Source organism: Streptomyces sp. JLBT605 (assembly GCF_058215555.1).
Window position 1 is genome coordinate 619,917 of record NZ_CM177087.1, and the last position, 17,342, is coordinate 637,258.

Genomic DNA, 17,342 nt, shown 5'->3' on the forward strand with positions numbered 1-17,342 from the left:
CCACGGCGCGGGTACCCGGACGGCCTCCCCCTCTGTCATCTCAACCTGAGAGCTTCACCGGGCCGCGGGCGACCCGGCTTTCACCGTCGGTGAGGAAGGGTCCCGGAGTGGTGCTCGTCCAAGTCCCGCCCTGCTTTCCAGAGTGACCTCGCCCGCACGGTACGTGTGCCTGAGAGATTCCGGGGAGGATTTGCTCCTTCGGCGCCTCCGACGATCTCCGGGGATCTCGACGAAGGACTCTCCCGCATGGGGTCTGCAGCCACTGGCCAGCCTACCAGCGCCGGTTTCGCCGGGGCCGGGCCGGGAACCCCCGGGCACCGCGCTCAAGTGGCCTTTTGCACCGTTCTGGCTTTTCGTAGGTGTCACGGGGAGCCATTGCCGTCAGCTGGAGGGACCGTGCAGACCGACATCGATCCGCGCCATCTCATCGGGCGCAAGGCATTCGACCAGGAAGGGACACGGCTGGGCACGGTGGACGAGGTGTATCTCGACGACGCGACCGGCGAGCCGGAATGGGCGGCGGTGCGCACCGGCCTGTTCAGCCGCGATGTGTTCGTGCCGCTGGGGCCGAGCGAGCTCGTCGAGGACGCCCTGCGGGTGCCCTTCGAGCGGCGTCTGATCAAGGACGCCCCGGATTTCGGGGTGGGCCGCCATCTCTCACCGGAGCAGGAGCTTCAGCTCTACCACCACTACGGGCTGGACGTGGCCGGCTGACCGCCGTCCGCCGGGGCCTGGACGCGCCCCGGCGGGGACGGCGGCGGGGCGGGCGACGGGGCCGAGTGCGGCCCGGTCGGGGCGAGGATGGAGGGCGGATCGGCCGGCTCCAGCCGAGGGTCGTCGACGGCGAAGGTACGCACCCGGCCCGGCGCCGACCACGGGCCCTCGAAGCGGATGGTGACCCGGCCGACCCCGCTGCCCTGCACCCAGCCGTCGCCGTACTCGGTGTGCCGCACGTCGGAGCCGGGCAGCCAGCGCCGCGTGCGGCCCGCTTCTCCGAACGCCTCAGCGGCCTCCTGCGCCGCCACCGGAGCCGACCCCGGTATCGACGTGCCGACCGGAGCGGACAGGGCGTCCTGGCTGCTCTCAGAGGTGCCCGCGGCATGTGCGGAGGGCGCGGCCTCGGCTCCGGCGGCAGCCGGAGCGGCCCCGGTCGCCCGCGGATCACCCGCCGCGGCGTGCGCGACCTGAGCAACCTGCACGGCTTGTGCGGCCTGGGCGGCCTGCGCGAAGAGGTCCTCCTGGGTGTAGTCGGCGAGGCCGGTGACGCCCACGCCCAGCAGCCGCACCCCGGCGGTGGTGTCCACCTGCTCGAGCAGCCGGGCGGCGGCCTCCCGCACCACCGCGGGATCGTCGGTCGGGCCGCGCAGCGTCTCCGAGCGGGTGAGCGTGGAGAAGTCGTACCGCCGCACCTTGATCACCACCGTGCGCCCCGACCGCCCGGCACCGCGCAGCCGACGGGCACACCGCTCGGCCAGCCGGTCGATCTCCAGCTGCACCCGGGTCCGGTCGGTGAGGTCGACGTCGAAGGTGTCCTCCACCGACACGGATTTCGACTCCCGCTCCGCGACGACCGGGCGGTCGTCCCATCCGTTCGCCATCGCATACAGCGAGGAGCCGTGGGCCCTGCCGAGCAGCCGGACCAGCTCCGCCTCGCCCGCGTCCCGGGTCTCGGCGACCGTGTGGATGCCCGCCCGGCGCAGCGCCTCCCCGGTCGCCGGGCCGACGCCGGGCAGGGTGCGCACGGTCATCGGGCCGAGCAGCTCCCGCTCGGTGCCGGGCTCGATGACGACCAGGCCGTCCGGCTTCGCCTGCTCGGAGGCGATCTTGGCGAGCATCTTGGAGCCCGCCAGCCCCACCGAGCCGGTGAGCCCGGTGGCCTGCCGGATGTCGGCCCGCAGCCGTTCCCCCACCGCGCGGGCCGCCACGGCGTCGCCGGCGACGCCGCCCGCCTCCAGGTCCACGAACGCCTCGTCCAGACTGAGCGGCTCCACCAGCGGCGACAGTGCGCCCAGCAGCTCCATGACCCGCCCGCTCACCTCGCGGTACAGCGAGAAGCGCGGGGTGAGATAGGCGGCGTTCGGGCAGAGCCGGCGCGCCTGGGCCATGGCCATCGCCGAGCGCACCCCGAAGACCCGCGCCTCGTAGGAGGCGGTGGCGACCACACCGCGCGGCCCGAGCCCGCCGACGATGACCGGCTTTCCGCGCAGGCTGGGCTTGGCCGCCTGCTCCGCCGCGGCGAAGAAGGCATCCATGTCCAGATGCAGGATCGTCGGTGTGGCCCTCACAGCTACCGATGCTGCCGCATGGCACTGACATTCGACGGGAGGCCGCCCGCGGCGGTGCGGGCGCCGTCAGCCGGCCCGGTTGCGCCGCCGCGCCAGCTCGTCCGCCGGGTTGTGGCCGATCAGCGTCTCGCCGGTGTCGATGCGCTCGCCGTGCAGCTCATCCAGCGCGCTCTCCACGTCCCGCCAGACCACGCCGACGGCGATTCCGAAGACGCCCTGGCCGCCCTGGAGCAGTGCCACGACCTCGTCGGGGGAAGTGCATTCGTAAACGGTCGCGCCATCGCTCATCAGCGTCATCCGCGCCAGGTCGTCCAGGCCGCGGGTGCGCAGGTGCTGCACCGCCGTGCGGATGTTCTGCAAGGACACGCCGGTGTCCAGCAGCCGCTTGACGATCTTGAGGACGACGACGTCCCGGAAGCTGTACAGCCGCTGGGTGCCCGAGCCGTAGGCGGGCCGCACACTGGGCTCCACCAGTCCGGTGCGCGCCCAGTAGTCCAGCTGGCGGTAGGTGATGCCCGCGGCCGCGCATGCGGTGGGGCCGCGATATCCGATGATTCCGGAGGCCCGCTCATGCCGGGGGCCTGCCTGGGCCGTGACCCGATGCCTGGGAGCCGCCTCGGCCGGTGCGCCCCCCTGGAGCGGATACGGACCGCCGGCCGCCGTGCCGTCGCCGGTGCTTCTCACGCCGACCTCCGTCCTTGACCTGCCCACTCGAAGGTAGGCAGTCACTCGGGGTGCGTCAACGATCGCCACACTCGGCACGCCGAGTGATAATCACCCTGAGGGTGGTTTCCCGTGACTGTCTTGTGGGAAAGGCTACTCGAATGCCCGTGCGTGGAGGGGCGAGAAACAGCTCACTGGCTGCTCGTGCCGAAGTCCTCCGGCGAGATCTGGTCGAGGAACTCGCGGAATTTCTCCACCTCGTCCTCCTGCTCGTCCGGGATGGCGATGCCCGCGTCGTCCAGCACCCCGTCGCTGCCGTAGATCGGCGTCCCGGTGCGCAGGGCCAGCGCTATGGCGTCCGAGGGACGGGCGCTGACCTCGACACCGCTGGCGAACACCAGTTCCGCGTAGAAGACGCCTTCCCGCAGGTCCGTGATCCGGACCTCGGTGAGCTGCTGGCCCACGGCTTCGAGTACGTCCTTGAACAGGTCGTGGGTGAGTGGTCGCGCAGGGGTCATGCCCTGCTGGGCGAAGGCGATCGCGGTCGCCTCCCCCGGTCCGATCCAAATGGGGAGGTAGCGATCGCCTCCCACTTCACGCAGGAGCACGATCGGCTGGTTGGAGGGCATTTCCACCCGGACACCCACGACGTCGAGCTCGTTCACACAGCAACCCTAGGACGTGCGCGGCCGGTTTGGATAGTCGGGCCGGTCTTCGGTCAGTCCGGACGGGCTCGCAGGGCCGCCTCCAGCAGGGCGGCGTGCAGCCGGAGGGTCAGCGCGGCGATTTCCCGTGTGGTGGCCTGCGCATGGGCTCTGGTCTGCGGATTCCGGTGCCGTCGCAGGGGCGCGACCACTTGTTCGACCAGGTCCGCCTGCCGGTCCGCGGCAGCCTTGACGGACCGCAGATGGCGCGGTTCCAGCCCGAAACGGCCGAGATCGGCTACCAGGCCCGCGATCGTCACCGCCCCGGCGTCGTATTCGCCGTCCGCGCCCTGGCCGATCAGCCCGTATGACTCCCACTCCGCCACCTCGTCCTCGCCGGCCTCGGTGGCCGCCAGGAACTCGGCCCGGCCCAGCCGGGTCACCGTGCGCGGCTCCGGCTCCACGGCGTCCATCGCGGCACCGTCCAGCAGCTCCCGGGCTGGCGGCCCGGACGCGGCGGGCAGCGGGACCTGCTCGCCGCGCTCCAACGCCTGAAGATGCTCCCGGATGACCTTCAGCGGCAGATAGTGGTCGCGCTGCATCCGCAGGACGTGGGCGAGCCGCGCCACGTCCTGCTCGGTGAATTTCCGGTAGCCCGAGGGAGTCCGCTGCGGCTCCACCAGGCCCTCGGCCTCCAGGAAACGGATCTTGGAGATGGTGACCTCGGGAAACTCGTCCCGCAGCAGGCTGAGCACCGTGCCGATGCTCATCGGGCGGCGCCCCGAGGGGGCGGCACCGGAACCGGTGCCGCCCGACGGTGTTTGCAGCATGGACCTTCCCCTGTGGGGTCCCCCCGGACACAGGTCCGGGGAGGGTCAGATACCGACGCCTCGCTGGCTCGCGTAGAAGACCATCCGGTACTTGCCGATCTGGACCTCGTCACCGGTGTTCAGCGGGACCGCGTCGATCGGCTCCCGGTTGACGTACGTCCCGTTGAGGCTGCCCACGTCGGCGACGGTGAAGCGGCCATCCGGACCGCGCCGGAACTCCACGTGGCGGCGCGAGACCGTCACGTCGTCCAGGAAGATGTCGCTCTGCGGGTGGCGGCCGGCCGTGGTCAGCTCGCTGTCCAGCAGGAATCGGCTTCCCGAGTTCGGGCCCCGGCGGACCACCAGCAGTGCCGAGCCGAGCGGCAGGGCATCGACGGCGGCCTGCGCCTCCGGGGAGAGCGAGGGCAGCTGCGTCTGCCCGGTCACCTCGGAGTCGTACGCCTCCAGACCGGAGATGGAGATGGTCGAGGTCGTCTCCGAGGCGCGCTCGGAGGACCCGCCGCCGCGCAGCGGCGTGCCGCAATTGGAGCAGAAGCGGCTGGCCTCGGTGTTCTGGTGGCCGCACCGGGGACAGACCGGCAGACCGTGGCCTCCGCCCGCACGCGCCGCCGGAGCTTCCTGGAAACCTATGCGGCCGGCACCGGCGGGACCGCCGGCCGGCATGTCGGCACCCTGGGAGCCGACCTGGTCACGGAACAGCGGGCGCTGCTCCTCATCGACGCCGCTGCCTTCAGCGGCGCGCGGGGCGCGGTGGCGGGCGGTGCCACTGCCACCGTCCTGACGCGCACTCTTGCCGAACAACTTCCCGAACAACTTCACGGGCGATTCCCCTTGACCGAAACAGACCCGCCCGTGGGGCAGGACAAACCCTCGCTGTAAGCCTCGATACACACACCGGTCGACCCGGACACCCTCACAACGTCCGTGACCGTCAGACAGTTTCCACCACGCACCACTGATCTGGTGCTTCGACCCCCCAGAACTTCACGCGTTGACCAAGATCGCGTCATGCCTCCCCGCCTCATCGCGATGACGACCGAGCGTAGTCAGGCCGCTTCGCCTGCCGCAAGGCGTCCACGACGATCCGCTGCGAACGCCGGATGTCCGCGTTGACCCGCTCTTTCTTCAGGGTCTGCACGACACCGCCCGGGATGTTCAGCGCCGCCTCCAGGTCCTCCGGCTTGCCGATCACCTTGAACACATAGGGTTGCGTGACTTTCTGTCCATCGACCTCCACGCCACCCCCGGTGTCCGTGAGGTACGTGTTCGCGACCACCCGCACATCGTTCACCTGGATCGCCTCGGCGCCCGCGGCACGCAGCTCCTGGATGGCGTCGAGCAGCATGTCGGCTTCCACCGCGCCTGTCGAGTCGCGGATGATGACCTCGATGCCCGGACCCTGAGCGGCCACGGTACCCGCGAGCACACCCAGCTGCTGCTGCTTCTGGAGCGTCTGCTTCCGGGCTTCCTCGGCCTGGTCGGAGCTGGTCTCCAGCTCGGTGCGCTGGCTCTCCAGCCGCTGTTTCTCGTCCTCCAGCCGCTGGGTGCGGTTGTCCAGTTCGTCCAGGATCCGCACCAGATCCTCCTGCCGGGCACCGCGCAGCACGCTGTTCTCGTTCGTCGACCGCACCTGGATGGCGAGCCCCAGCCCCAGGACGAACAGCAACAGGGCGACGATGAGTTGGGCGCGGGTCACGCGCGGCGGCCACAGGCTCGCCACGAGCCGCTGGCGCCCGGTCACGGGCGGGCCGGCGACCTCCCGCCCTGCCCGTTCGGCCGGCTGGTCACCACGGCCGCCGGACGGGCCACTGGGCGCCTCCTGGGGCTCCTGAGGCGCCTGGGGGCCTGGAGGCCGGGGCGGCAGCGCCGGACCCTGCGGCACCTCCCCCTCGGGGCGCCCACCGGACGCGGACGGCGCCGGACCGTTCGCCCCGTTCGTGCCGTTCGTGCCGTTCGGCGCGTTCTCCCCGCCTCGGTCCGGGGTGTTCCCCTCGTTCATCGGCCTCACGCCCGGAAGACGTGCCGACGGATCGCGGCGGCGTTGGAGAAGATCCGGATGCCCAGCACGACCACGACGCCGGTGGACAACTGCGCACCGACGCCGAGCTTGTCGCCGAGGAAGACGATCAGCGCGGCCACCACCACGTTGGAGAGGAACGACACCACGAAGACCTTGTCGTCGAAGATGCCGTCCAGCATGGCACGCAAGCCGCCGAACACCGCGTCCAGCGCCGCGACGACGGCGATCGGCAGGTAGGGCTCGATCTCCGTCGGCACCACCGGGCGGACGACGAGTCCGACCACGACTCCCACGATGAGGCCCAAAACGGCGATCACGATGTGCCTGTGCCCTTCCCTGTGTCCGAGCCACCCTTTCCGGCGGCACCGTCGATCGGCTCTGCGGTCCGTACGATCAGACTCGGCGCGACCGGCAGCCGGACCTCGTCCTCGGCGGAAATGCTCGCGTCGATGCCGTAGTTGTCCCGCAGCACCTGCAGATACTGCCCGTCCGCGCTCTCCTGGAAGGCGGAGCGCAGCCGCTCTCCGTCCCCCACCGCCAGTACCGTATAGGGCGGCACGAGCGGTTTGTTGTCGACCAGTATGGCGTCACCGGCGGCCCTGATCGCCGACAAGGCCGTCAGCCGCTGGCCATTGACCGCGATCGCCTCGGCGCCCGACTCCCACAGACCGTTGACGATCCGCTGCAGGTCGCGGTCGCGGACCCGCCCGGTGTCGGAGAATCCATTGCTCTCCCGGGGGCCGTCGCCACCCTGGTCGGCCGCCTCCGCGTCGTCGACGACCAACTTCACCCCGGGGCCGGTGACCTCGGTCGCCCCGGCGAGCAGCGCGACGAGTTCGGCCCGGTCGCCACCGTACTTCTTGAGCGCCTTGCGCTGCATCTCGCCGACCTGGTCGCGCAGGGTGTCCACGCTCTGCTCGAGGTCGTCCACGTCCGCGGTGTCCGCTTCGATCCGGTCGATGAGCTCTTCGCGTTCCTTGGCGAGGGTGGGCGCCGATATCCGCGCCTCGACCGCTCCGATGGTCACCACGATGGTGACCAGCACCAGCCCCAGAGCCAGTCCCAGTTTGGCCCGCACGGTGCGCGGCAGACCCTGCCGGTCGGCGGTGCCACGTCGCGCGGCGGCCTCGGCGTATCCGTCGTCGAGGCTGTGGTCCATCACGTTGGTCAGCAGCGACATGGACGCGTCGGGCCGCGGGCGGGGGCGCGGGGACGCGGTGCTCCGATCGGGCGGCTGCTGCGGCATGCCGCACATCGTCGCACGTCGCGGGCGCGGTCACCCAATGGCCCCACCGGCGCGCCGGATCCGGGCAGGCCGACCGGCGCGCCGCGCTCATCGGGAAGGGGACCGGGCGGCCGCCGCCGCCCGGTCCGCCGCTCACCGGCCCGCGCTGTCCACGACCTCGGACCACTCGTCCAGCAGTGCCTGCGCGGAGGCGTCGTCCGGCCCTTCCGCCCACAGGTGGGTGACCGCCTCGGCCGGGTCGGGCAGCACCATCACCCAGCGGCCATCGGCCTCCACCACGCGAACGCCGTCGGTGGTGTCCACCGACCGGTCTCCGGCGGCCTCGACGACCCGGCGCATCACCAGCCCCTTCACCGCCCAGGGGGTGGCCAGGTCCCGGCGCAGCACATGGGCGCGCGGAATCCGGGCATCGATCTGACTGAGCGTCAGCTGGGTGCGGGCCACCAGCCCGATCAGCCGGACGAACGCGGCCGCCCCGTCGAAGACGCTGCTCGACTCGGGGATGATGAAGCCGCCGCGCCCGTCGCCCCCGAAGATGGTGGTCTCGCCGCGCCCCACCCGGGTCAGGTCGTCCGGGGAGGTGGTGGTCCACTCCACCTGGGTGCCGTGGTAGGCCGCGACCTGCTCGGCGATCCGCGTCGTGGTCACCGGCAGCGCCACCTTGCCGCTGCGCCGCTCGGCGGCCACCAGGTCGAGCATCACCAGCAGGGCCCGGTCGTCCTCGACGATGCGGCCCTTCTCGTCGACCAGGGAGAGCCGCTCGCCGACCGGGTCGAAGCGCACGCCGAACGCGGCCCGCGCGGACGCGACGATCTCGCCGAGCCGCACCAGCCCCGAGCGGCGGTCGTCCGGCGTCTCGGTCGGCCGTGCCTCGTCCAGTCCCGGGTTGATGGTGAGCGCGTCCACGCCGAGCCGGCCGAGCAGGCTGGGCAGCACCAGTCCGGCACTGCCGTTGGAGGCGTCGACGACCACCTTCAGGCCCGCGTCCGCGATTCCGCTGGTGTCCACGGCCCGCAGCAGTGCGCCGGTGTACGAGTCGAAGACGCTGGAGGGGAAGCTCAGGTCGCCGATCTCACCGGGGAAGGCGCGGCGGTACTCCTGCCGGGCGTACACCCGGTCCAGCTTCCGCTGACCGGCCGCGGAGAGATCCGCACCGCGTTCGTCGAAGAACATGATGTCCACGGAGTCGGGCACACCGGGCGAGGTGCGGATCATGATGCCGCCGGCGCTGCCGCGTGCGGTCTGCTGGCGGGCGACGGGCAGCGGCACGTTCTCCAGGTCGCGCACGTCGATCGCGCTGGCCTGGAGGGCGGAGATCACGGCGCGCTTGAGCGCTCGCGCACCCCGGGAGTGGTCACGGGCCGTGGTGACCGTCGCGCCCTTCTTCAGGGTCGTGGCATACGCTCCGGCGAGCCGCACCGCGAGCTCCGGGGTGATCTCCACATTGAGGATGCCGGACACGCCCCGCGCGCCGAACAGCTGAGCCTGGCCGCGCGACTCCCAGATCACCGAGGTGTTGACGAACGCGCCGGCCTCGATGGTCTTGAAGGGGTAGACCCGCACGTTGCCCTGGACGATCGATTCTTCACCGACCAGGCACTCGTCACCGATGACGGCGCCGTCCTCGATCCGTGAGGCGCGCATGATGTCGGTGTTCTTGCCGATGACGCAGCCGCGGAGGTTGCTCTGCTGCCCGATGTAGACGTTGTCGTGGACGACTGCCTTGTGGAGGAAGGCGCCGCTCTTCACGACGACGTTCGAGCCGACGACGGTGTGTTCGCGGATTTCGACGTCGGCCTCCACCTTGGCGTAGTCGCCGATGTAGAGCGGGCCGCGCAGTACGGCATCCGGGTGCACTTCGGCGCCTTCGGCGACCCACACTCCGGGCGAGATCTCGAAGCCGTCGATGTCCACGTCGACCTTGCCTTCGAGTACGTCGGCCTGCGCCTTGACGTAGCTTTCGTGGGTGCCGACGTCCTCCCAGTAGCCCTCGGCGACGAAGCCGTAGATCGGCTTGCCTTCCTTCATGAGCTGCGGGAAGACGTCTCCGGACCAGTCCACGGGGACATCGGCTTCGACATAGTCGAAGACCTCGGGTTCCATCACATAGATGCCGGTGTTGACCGTGTCCGAGAAGACCTGGCCCCAGGTCGGCTTCTCCAGGAAGCGTTCCACCCGGCCCTGTTCGTCGACAATCGTGATACCGAATTCCAGCGGATTGGGTACACGGGTCAGGCAGACGGTGACCAGCGCGCCCTTTTCCTTGTGGAAATTGACCAGCTCGGTGAGGTCGAAATCGGTGAGCGCGTCGCCCGAGATGACGAGAAAGGCGTCGTCCTTCAGGGCCGCCTCGGCGTTCTTCACACTCCCGGCGGTGCCGAGTGGCTTTTCCTCATTGGCGTAGGTCAGCTCCATGCCGAGCTCCTCGCCGTCCCCGAAGTAGTTCTTGACCAGCGAGGCCAGGAACTGGACGGTCACCACGGTCTCGGTCAGCCCATGCCGCTTGAGCAGCCGCAGAACGTGCTCCATGATCGGCCGGTTGGCTACCGGCAGCAGCGGCTTGGGCATGCTTGACGTCATGGGGCGAAGCCGCGTGCCTTCGCCACCAGCCATCACGACGGCCTTCATGTCGGAAGCGTCCTCCTCGAAGAGACGACGGTGATGCCGACTGCCCCCGTCCGGACGGCCCACGAATACCGTGGGGACATCCGGCCTCCGCTTGGGCCGCTACTCCGGCGCGCTCAGTCGGCCGTGGCCTCCGCCTTGATCAGCCGACGGACCTGAACCACGTAGAGGATTCCTGCCCACCAGTACAGCGTCGTACCCCATCCGGCGAATGCCCATCCGAAAATAGCAGCGAGTGAGTGCACCCAGCCACTTCCGTCACTCAGGAGGAGCAGCGGGAAGGCATACATGAGGTTGAACGTCGCGGCCTTGCCGAGGAAGTTCACCTGGGGCGGCGGATATCCGTGCCGGCGGAGGATTCCCACCATCACCAGCAGCACCAGTTCACGTGCCAGGAGGGCCGCGGTCAGCCAGACCGGCAGGATCTCCCGCCAGGTGAGACCAATGAGGGTGGACAGAATGTAGAGCCGGTCGGCGGCCGGGTCGAGGAGCCGGCCGAGGCTGCTGATCTGATTCCACCGGCGGGCGAGCTTCCCGTCCAGATAGTCACTGACTCCGCTGAGCGCCAGCACCAGCAGAGCCCAGCCGTCGCTCTTCGGACCGCCGAACTCGGGCCGAAGAATCAGCCACAGGAAAAGCGGTACGCCGACAAGGCGGGCCATGCTGAGGATGTTCGGGATGGTGAGGACGCGGTCGGTCTGTACGCGCGTCTCCTGGACCTCCACCCGGGGGCCTCCTGTGAACGTGCCAACGATGCCCCCTGACCTTACCGGTACCGGTGAGCGGGGCCGCACAGACCCCCTGGGAACGCAAAAAGGCTCTGGCGGGGACCGAAGTCCCCACCAGAGCGAGAAAAATTGTTCGGCGGCGTCCTACTCTCCCACAGGGTCCCCCCTGCAGTACCATCGGCGCTGAAAGGCTTAGCTTCCGGGTTCGGAATGTAACCGGGCGTTTCCCTAACGCAATGACCACCGAAACACTATGAAGATATCGAACTCCAGCCAGCAAAGGCGAATTCGTTACTTCAGAACTAACACAGTGGACGCGAGCAACTGAGGACAAGCCCTCGGCCTATTAGTACCAGTCAACTCCACCGGTTACCCGGCTTCCATATCTGGCCTATCAACCCAGTCGTCTACTGGGAGCCTTACCCTCTCTAGGAGGTGGGAGTCCTCATCTCGAAGCAGGCTTCCCGCTTAGATGCTTTCAGCGGTTATCCCTCCCGAACGTAGCCAACCAGCCATGCCCTTGGCAGAACAACTGGCACACCAGAGGTTCGTCCGTCCCGGTCCTCTCGTACTAGGGACAGCCCTTCTCAAGACTCCTACGCGCACAGCGGATAGGGACCGAACTGTCTCACGACGTTCTAAACCCAGCTCGCGTACCGCTTTAATGGGCGAACAGCCCAACCCTTGGGACCGACTCCAGCCCCAGGATGCGACGAGCCGACATCGAGGTGCCAAACCATCCCGTCGATATGGACTCTTGGGGAAGATCAGCCTGTTATCCCCGGGGTACCTTTTATCCGTTGAGCGACGGCGCTTCCACAAGCCACCGCCGGATCACTAGTCCCGACTTTCGTCCCTGCTCGACCCGTCGGTCTCACAGTCAAGCTCCCTTGTGCACTTACACTCAACACCTGATTGCCAACCAGGCTGAGGGAACCTTTGGGCGCCTCCGTTACCCTTTAGGAGGCAACCGCCCCAGTTAAACTACCCACCAGACACTGTCCCTGATCCGGATCACGGACCCAGGTTAGACATCCAGCACGACCAGAGTGGTATTTCAACGACGACTCCACACACACTGGCGTGCATGCTTCACAGTCTCCCACCTATCCTACACAAGCCGAACCGAACACCAATATCAAGCTATAGTAAAGGTCCCGGGGTCTTTCCGTCCTGCTGCGCGAAACGAGCATCTTTACTCGTAATGCAATTTCACCGGGCCTATGGTTGAGACAGTCGAGAAGTCGTTACGCCATTCGTGCAGGTCGGAACTTACCCGACAAGGAATTTCGCTACCTTAGGATGGTTATAGTTACCACCGCCGTTTACTGGCGCTTAAGTTCTCAGCTTCGCCCCGTCGAAACAGAGCTAACCGGTCCCCTTAACGTTCCAGCACCGGGCAGGCGTCAGTCCGTATACATCGCCTTACGGCTTCGCACGGACCTGTGTTTTTAGTAAACAGTCGCTTCTCGCTGGTCTCTGCGGCCACCCCCAGCTCAGGAAGTAAATTCCATCACCGGAAATGGCCCCCCTTCTCCCGAAGTTACGGGGGCATTTTGCCGAGTTCCTTAACCATAGTTCACCCGAACGCCTCGGTATTCTCTACCTGACCACCTGAGTCGGTTTAGGGTACGGGCCGCCATGAAACTCGCTAGAGGCTTTTCTCGACAGCATAGGATCATCCACTTCACCACAATCGGCTCGGCATCAGGTCTCAGCCTTAACGTGTGACGGATTTGCCTACCACACGGCCTACACCCTTACCCCGGGACAACCACCGCCCGGGCTGGACTACCTTCCTGCGTCACCCCATCGCTTACCTACTACCACCTTGGATCAGCGGCTCCACCACTCCCCCTCACTCCGAAGAGATCAGAGGCGGCTTCACGGCCTTAGCATTAATGGGCTCGATATTGGGCGTTTCAAAGCGGGTACCGGAATATCAACCGGTTGTCCATCGACTACGCCTGTCGGCCTCGCCTTAGGTCCCGACTTACCCTGGGCAGATCAGCTTGACCCAGGAACCCTTAGTCAATCGGCGCACACGTTTCTCACGTGTGAATCGCTACTCATGCCTGCATTCTCACTCGTGAACCGTCCACAACTACCTTCCGGCGCTGCTTCACCCGGCACACGACGCTCCCCTACCCATCACAGTCCCCGTTGGGGGTATGTACTGCAATGACACGACTTCGGCGGTACGCTTGAGCCCCGCTACATTGTCGGCGCGGAATCACTTGACCAGTGAGCTATTACGCACTCTTTCAAGGGTGGCTGCTTCTAAGCCAACCTCCTGGTTGTCTCTGCGACTCCACATCCTTTCCCACTTAGCGTACGCTTAGGGGCCTTAGTCGATGCTCTGGGCTGTTTCCCTCTCGACCATGGAGCTTATCCCCCACAGTCTCACTGCCGCGCTCTCACTTACCGGCATTCGGAGTTTGGCTAAGGTCAGTAACCCGGTAGGGCCCATCGCCTATCCAGTGCTCTACCTCCGGCAAGAAACACACGACGCTGCACCTAAATGCATTTCGGGGAGAACCAGCTATCACGGAGTTTGATTGGCCTTTCACCCCTAACCACAGGTCATCCCCCAGGTTTTCAACCCTGGTGGGTTCGGTCCTCCACGAAGTCTTACCTCCGCTTCAACCTGCCCATGGCTAGATCACTCCGCTTCGGGTCTTGAGCGCGCTACTACATCGCCCTATTCGGACTCGCTTTCGCTACGGCTTCCCCACACGGGTTAACCTCGCAACACACCGCAAACTCGCAGGCTCATTCTTCAAAAGGCACGCAGTCACGACATACAAGCAAGCTTGCATGCGACGCTCCCACGGCTTGTAGGCACACGGTTTCAGGTACTATTTCACTCCGCTCCCGCGGTACTTTTCACCATTCCCTCACGGTACTATCCGCTATCGGTCACCAGGGAATATTTAGGCTTAGCGGGTGGTCCCGCCAGATTCACACGGGATTTCTCGGGCCCCGTGCTACTTGGGAAATAAGCAAGCAAGCCGTACAGATTTCAGCTACGGGGGTCTTACCCTCTACGCCGGACCTTTCGCATGTCCTTCGCCTATCCATACGGTTTCTGACTCGCCCAGCCGCCGGCAGACGACTGAAGCTCACTCCCACAACCCCGCATGCGCAACCCCTGCCGGGTATCACACACATACGGTTTAGCCTCATCCAGTTTCGCTCGCCACTACTCCCGGAATCACGGTTGTTTTCTCTTCCTGCGGGTACTGAGATGTTTCACTTCCCCGCGTTCCCTCCACATACCCTATGTGTTCAGGTATGGGTGACAGCCCATGACGACTGCCGGGTTTCCCCATTCGGACACCCCCGGATCAAAGCTCGGTTGACAGCTCCCCGGGGCCTATCGCGGCCTCCCACGTCCTTCATCGGTTCCTGGTGCCAAGGCATCCACCGTGCGCCCTTAAAAACTTGGCCACAGATGCTCGCGTCCACTGTGCAGTTCTCAAGCAACGACCAGCCACCCATCACCCCCGAACCAAACATCCGGAGTGCACTGGGGCCGGCGTTTGAAGGGCAAGCAAACGCTCGCACCCTCAGACACCCAACAGCGTGCCCGACACAATCCCCATCCCCGCATCCCGTTCCACGCCCCGAAGAGCAGTACTAGGAAGACGGATCAGACGATCCTGCCGAGTAGTCAACGTTCCACCCATGAGCTGACCGTGCGAGACATTCGCTCGCAGACGGTGCTGTGCTCCTTAGAAAGGAGGTGATCCAGCCGCACCTTCCGGTACGGCTACCTTGTTACGACTTCGTCCCAATCGCCAGTCCCACCTTCGACGACTCCCTCCCACAAGGGGTTGGGCCACCGGCTTCGGGTGTTACCGACTTTCGTGACGTGACGGGCGGTGTGTACAAGGCCCGGGAACGTATTCACCGCAGCAATGCTGATCTGCGATTACTAGCGACTCCGACTTCATGGGGTCGAGTTGCAGACCCCAATCCGAACTGAGACCGGCTTTTTGAGATTCGCTCCACCTCGCGGTATCGCAGCTCATTGTACCGGCCATTGTAGCACGTGTGCAGCCCAAGACATAAGGGGCATGATGACTTGACGTCGTCCCCACCTTCCTCCGAGTTGACCCCGGCAGTCTCCTGTGAGTCCCCATCACCCCGAAGGGCATGCTGGCAACACAGAACAAGGGTTGCGCTCGTTGCGGGACTTAACCCAACATCTCACGACACGAGCTGACGACAGCCATGCACCACCTGTACACCGACCACAAGGGGGCACCCATCTCTGGATGTTTCCGGTGTATGTCAAGCCTTGGTAAGGTTCTTCGCGTTGCGTCGAATTAAGCCACATGCTCCGCCGCTTGTGCGGGCCCCCGTCAATTCCTTTGAGTTTTAGCCTTGCGGCCGTACTCCCCAGGCGGGGAACTTAATGCGTTAGCTGCGGCACGGACAACGTGGAATGTCGCCCACACCTAGTTCCCAACGTTTACGGCGTGGACTACCAGGGTATCTAATCCTGTTCGCTCCCCACGCTTTCGCTCCTCAGCGTCAGTATCGGCCCAGAGATCCGCCTTCGCCACCGGTGTTCCTCCTGATATCTGCGCATTTCACCGCTACACCAGGAATTCCGATCTCCCCTACCGAACTCTAGCCTGCCCGTATCGAATGCAGACCCGGGGTTAAGCCCCGGGCTTTCACATCCGACGCGACAAGCCGCCTACGAGCTCTTTACGCCCAATAATTCCGGACAACGCTCGCGCCCTACGTATTACCGCGGCTGCTGGCACGTAGTTAGCCGGCGCTTCTTCTGCAGGTACCGTCACTTTCGCTTCTTCCCTGCTGAAAGAGGTTTACAACCCGAAGGCCGTCATCCCTCACGCGGCGTCGCTGCATCAGGCTTTCGCCCATTGTGCAATATTCCCCACTGCTGCCTCCCGTAGGAGTCTGGGCCGTGTCTCAGTCCCAGTGTGGCCGGTCGCCCTCTCAGGCCGGCTACCCGTCGTCGCCTTGGTAGGCCATCACCCCACCAACAAGCTGATAGGCCGCGGGCTCATCCTGCACCGCCGGAGCTTTCCACCACCAACCATGCGGTCAGTGGTCATATCCGGTATTAGACCCCGTTTCCAGGGCTTGTCCCAGAGTGCAGGGCAGATTGCCCACGTGTTACTCACCCGTTCGCCACTAATCCCCCACCGAAGCGGGTTCATCGTTCGACTTGCATGTGTTAAGCACGCCGCCAGCGTTCGTCCTGAGCCAGGATCAAACTCTCCGTGAATGTTTACCGGTAATCCGGTTGCACACTCGCGTTGAGCGGAACCAAGGAGAGGAATAGTCCCCTCGGTTCACAGCGTCCTCGCTGTGTTTTTTTCTTCAAAGGAACCTCGTCCCAGACCATCAGGCCCGGAGACGGGGTATCAACATATCTGGCGTTGACTTTTGGCACGCTGTTGAGTTCTCAAGGAACGGACGCTTCCTTTGGATTCCCTCTCGGGTTTCCGCCGGGCGCTTCCCTTCGGTGTTTCACACTCTATCAGGCTATTTCCCGCTCTCTTACCGCCGATTTTCTGCGAACACGCAGAAGCGGATCCGAGTTCTGGATCTAGATCTGAGGAGTGCCGCCTCCGGTCGACCACTCACGGCGTTCAGTCCGTGGCGCATCTCCCGGGGCAGGAGTACGACATTACAGCGCCGCTGAGGGGGAGGCAAATCGGCGCGGAGGGCCCGTCCGGCCCGCTGCGGTCCGGCTGTGCGGGAATGGTCTACTCCTGTGGCTTACTCTTCTGGTCAGTCGAAACCCCACCCCCTGGGAGGCTTCCCATGACCACCGTGACGTCCCCGCTTGCCGGACGCGCCATCGGCCTCGCGGCAGTGCCCGACCCGGTGTTCTCCGGCGCGATGGTGGGGCCCGGTACCGCGATCGACCCCGAGCGCGAGCCCTCGACCGTCGTCGCTCCCGTCGACGGCGTCATCGTCTCGCTCCACCCGCACGCCTTCGTCGTCGTCGACGGAGAAGGGCACGGGGTGCTGACGCACCTCGGCATCGACACCGTGCAGCTGAACGGCGAGGGCTTCGAGCTGCTCGTCAACAAGGGCGACACCGTCCAGCGCGGTGACGCCATCGTCCGGTGGAACCCGGCCGCGGTCGAGGCCGCCGGCAAGTCGCCGGTCTGCCCGGTCGTGGCGCTGGAGGCCACCGCCGAGGGCCTCGGTGAGCTGCGCGAGGACGGCGAGCTGAAGACCGGCGACGCGCTCTTCACCTGGCAGTGACGCCACCGCCGTCGTTGACGGCACCGACGACAACCACCGCGGC

Annotated in this window: 12 protein-coding genes, 3 rRNA genes and 2 riboswitches; of the genes, 2 read left to right on the forward strand and 13 right to left on the reverse strand. The window is 66.2% G+C overall.

The genetic code is table 11. The features are described from left to right. Positions 1 to 22: 22 nt before the first annotated feature. Positions 23 to 147, reverse strand: a riboswitch (glycine riboswitch). Then, positions 148 to 255: riboswitch (glycine riboswitch) on the reverse strand. 141 nt (positions 256 to 396) lie between these two features. Continuing rightward, complete coding sequence (locus AC4BDD_RS02955; protein ID WP_490689393.1) at positions 397 to 714, forward strand: PRC-barrel domain-containing protein; 318 nt, start codon at positions 397 to 399, stop codon at positions 712 to 714. Here the strand turns inward: AC4BDD_RS02955 and AC4BDD_RS02960 are convergent. The 13 genes from AC4BDD_RS02960 to AC4BDD_RS03020 all read right to left on the reverse strand — a co-directional run bounded on the left by AC4BDD_RS02960 (position 690) and on the right by AC4BDD_RS03020 (position 16,307). Next, complete coding sequence (locus AC4BDD_RS02960) at positions 690 to 2,285, reverse strand: DNA polymerase IV (protein ID WP_490689394.1); 1,596 nt, start codon at positions 2,283 to 2,285, stop codon at positions 690 to 692. The two genes, AC4BDD_RS02955 and AC4BDD_RS02960, sit on opposite strands and share 25 nt — an antisense overlap. Positions 2,286 to 2,351: 66 nt before the next feature. Further along, the gene (locus AC4BDD_RS02965) at positions 2,352 to 2,969 is read right to left on the reverse strand and encodes a MerR family transcriptional regulator (RefSeq protein ID WP_490689395.1); all 618 of its coding nucleotides are present in this window, start codon (positions 2,967 to 2,969) and stop codon (positions 2,352 to 2,354) included. Between the two features lie 170 nt (positions 2,970 to 3,139). Further along, positions 3,140 to 3,613 carry a bifunctional nuclease family protein gene (locus tag AC4BDD_RS02970; protein ID WP_197987530.1) on the reverse strand — a complete coding sequence of 158 codons (474 nt, stop codon included), beginning with the start codon at positions 3,611 to 3,613 and terminating at the stop codon, positions 3,140 to 3,142. 53 nt (positions 3,614 to 3,666) lie between these two features. Then, positions 3,667 to 4,422, reverse strand: a complete 756-nt coding sequence (ftsR, locus tag AC4BDD_RS02975; RefSeq protein WP_490689396.1) for a transcriptional regulator FtsR — start codon at positions 4,420 to 4,422, stop codon at positions 3,667 to 3,669. A gap of 45 nt (positions 4,423 to 4,467) precedes the next feature. Then, the gene (locus tag AC4BDD_RS02980; protein ID WP_490691630.1) at positions 4,468 to 5,382 is read right to left on the reverse strand and encodes a double zinc ribbon and FHA domain-containing protein; all 915 of its coding nucleotides are present in this window, start codon (positions 5,380 to 5,382) and stop codon (positions 4,468 to 4,470) included. A 61-nt stretch (positions 5,383 to 5,443) separates the two neighbouring features. Beyond that, positions 5,444 to 6,421 carry a DUF881 domain-containing protein gene (locus tag AC4BDD_RS02985; protein ID WP_490689397.1) on the reverse strand — a complete coding sequence of 326 codons (978 nt, stop codon included), beginning with the start codon at positions 6,419 to 6,421 and terminating at the stop codon, positions 5,444 to 5,446. A 5-nt stretch (positions 6,422 to 6,426) separates the two neighbouring features. After that, positions 6,427 to 6,759: a small basic family protein gene (locus AC4BDD_RS02990; RefSeq protein ID WP_197987533.1), complete on the reverse strand. Its 333-nt coding sequence runs from the start codon at positions 6,757 to 6,759 to the stop codon at positions 6,427 to 6,429. Beyond that, a complete protein-coding gene (locus tag AC4BDD_RS02995; RefSeq protein WP_490689398.1) occupies positions 6,756 to 7,688 on the reverse strand; it encodes a DUF881 domain-containing protein in 933 nt (310 codons plus the stop codon). The genes AC4BDD_RS02990 and AC4BDD_RS02995 overlap by 4 nt, the downstream gene beginning before the upstream one ends. A gap of 132 nt (positions 7,689 to 7,820) precedes the next feature. After that, positions 7,821 to 10,316, reverse strand: coding sequence for a sugar phosphate nucleotidyltransferase (locus tag AC4BDD_RS03000; protein WP_490689399.1), 2,496 nt, complete (start codon positions 10,314 to 10,316; stop codon positions 7,821 to 7,823). Between the two features lie 113 nt (positions 10,317 to 10,429). After that, the gene (gene clsA, locus AC4BDD_RS03005; protein ID WP_490689400.1) at positions 10,430 to 11,038 is read right to left on the reverse strand and encodes a cardiolipin synthase ClsA; all 609 of its coding nucleotides are present in this window, start codon (positions 11,036 to 11,038) and stop codon (positions 10,430 to 10,432) included. Between the two features lie 134 nt (positions 11,039 to 11,172). Next, positions 11,173 to 11,289: ribosomal RNA gene (gene rrf, locus AC4BDD_RS03010) — 5S ribosomal RNA — on the reverse strand. A 78-nt stretch (positions 11,290 to 11,367) separates the two neighbouring features. Further along, a 23S ribosomal RNA gene (locus AC4BDD_RS03015) occupies positions 11,368 to 14,491 on the reverse strand. Between the two features lie 288 nt (positions 14,492 to 14,779). Continuing rightward, positions 14,780 to 16,307, reverse strand: a 16S ribosomal RNA gene (locus tag AC4BDD_RS03020). The 16S, 23S and 5S rRNA genes sit together here, the layout of an rRNA operon. A gap of 542 nt (positions 16,308 to 16,849) precedes the next feature. On the opposite strand from AC4BDD_RS03020, the gene AC4BDD_RS03025 reads away from it, so the two are divergent. Further along, complete coding sequence (locus AC4BDD_RS03025; RefSeq protein WP_490689401.1) at positions 16,850 to 17,299, forward strand: PTS sugar transporter subunit IIA; 450 nt, start codon at positions 16,850 to 16,852, stop codon at positions 17,297 to 17,299. Positions 17,300 to 17,342 lie beyond the last annotated feature (43 nt).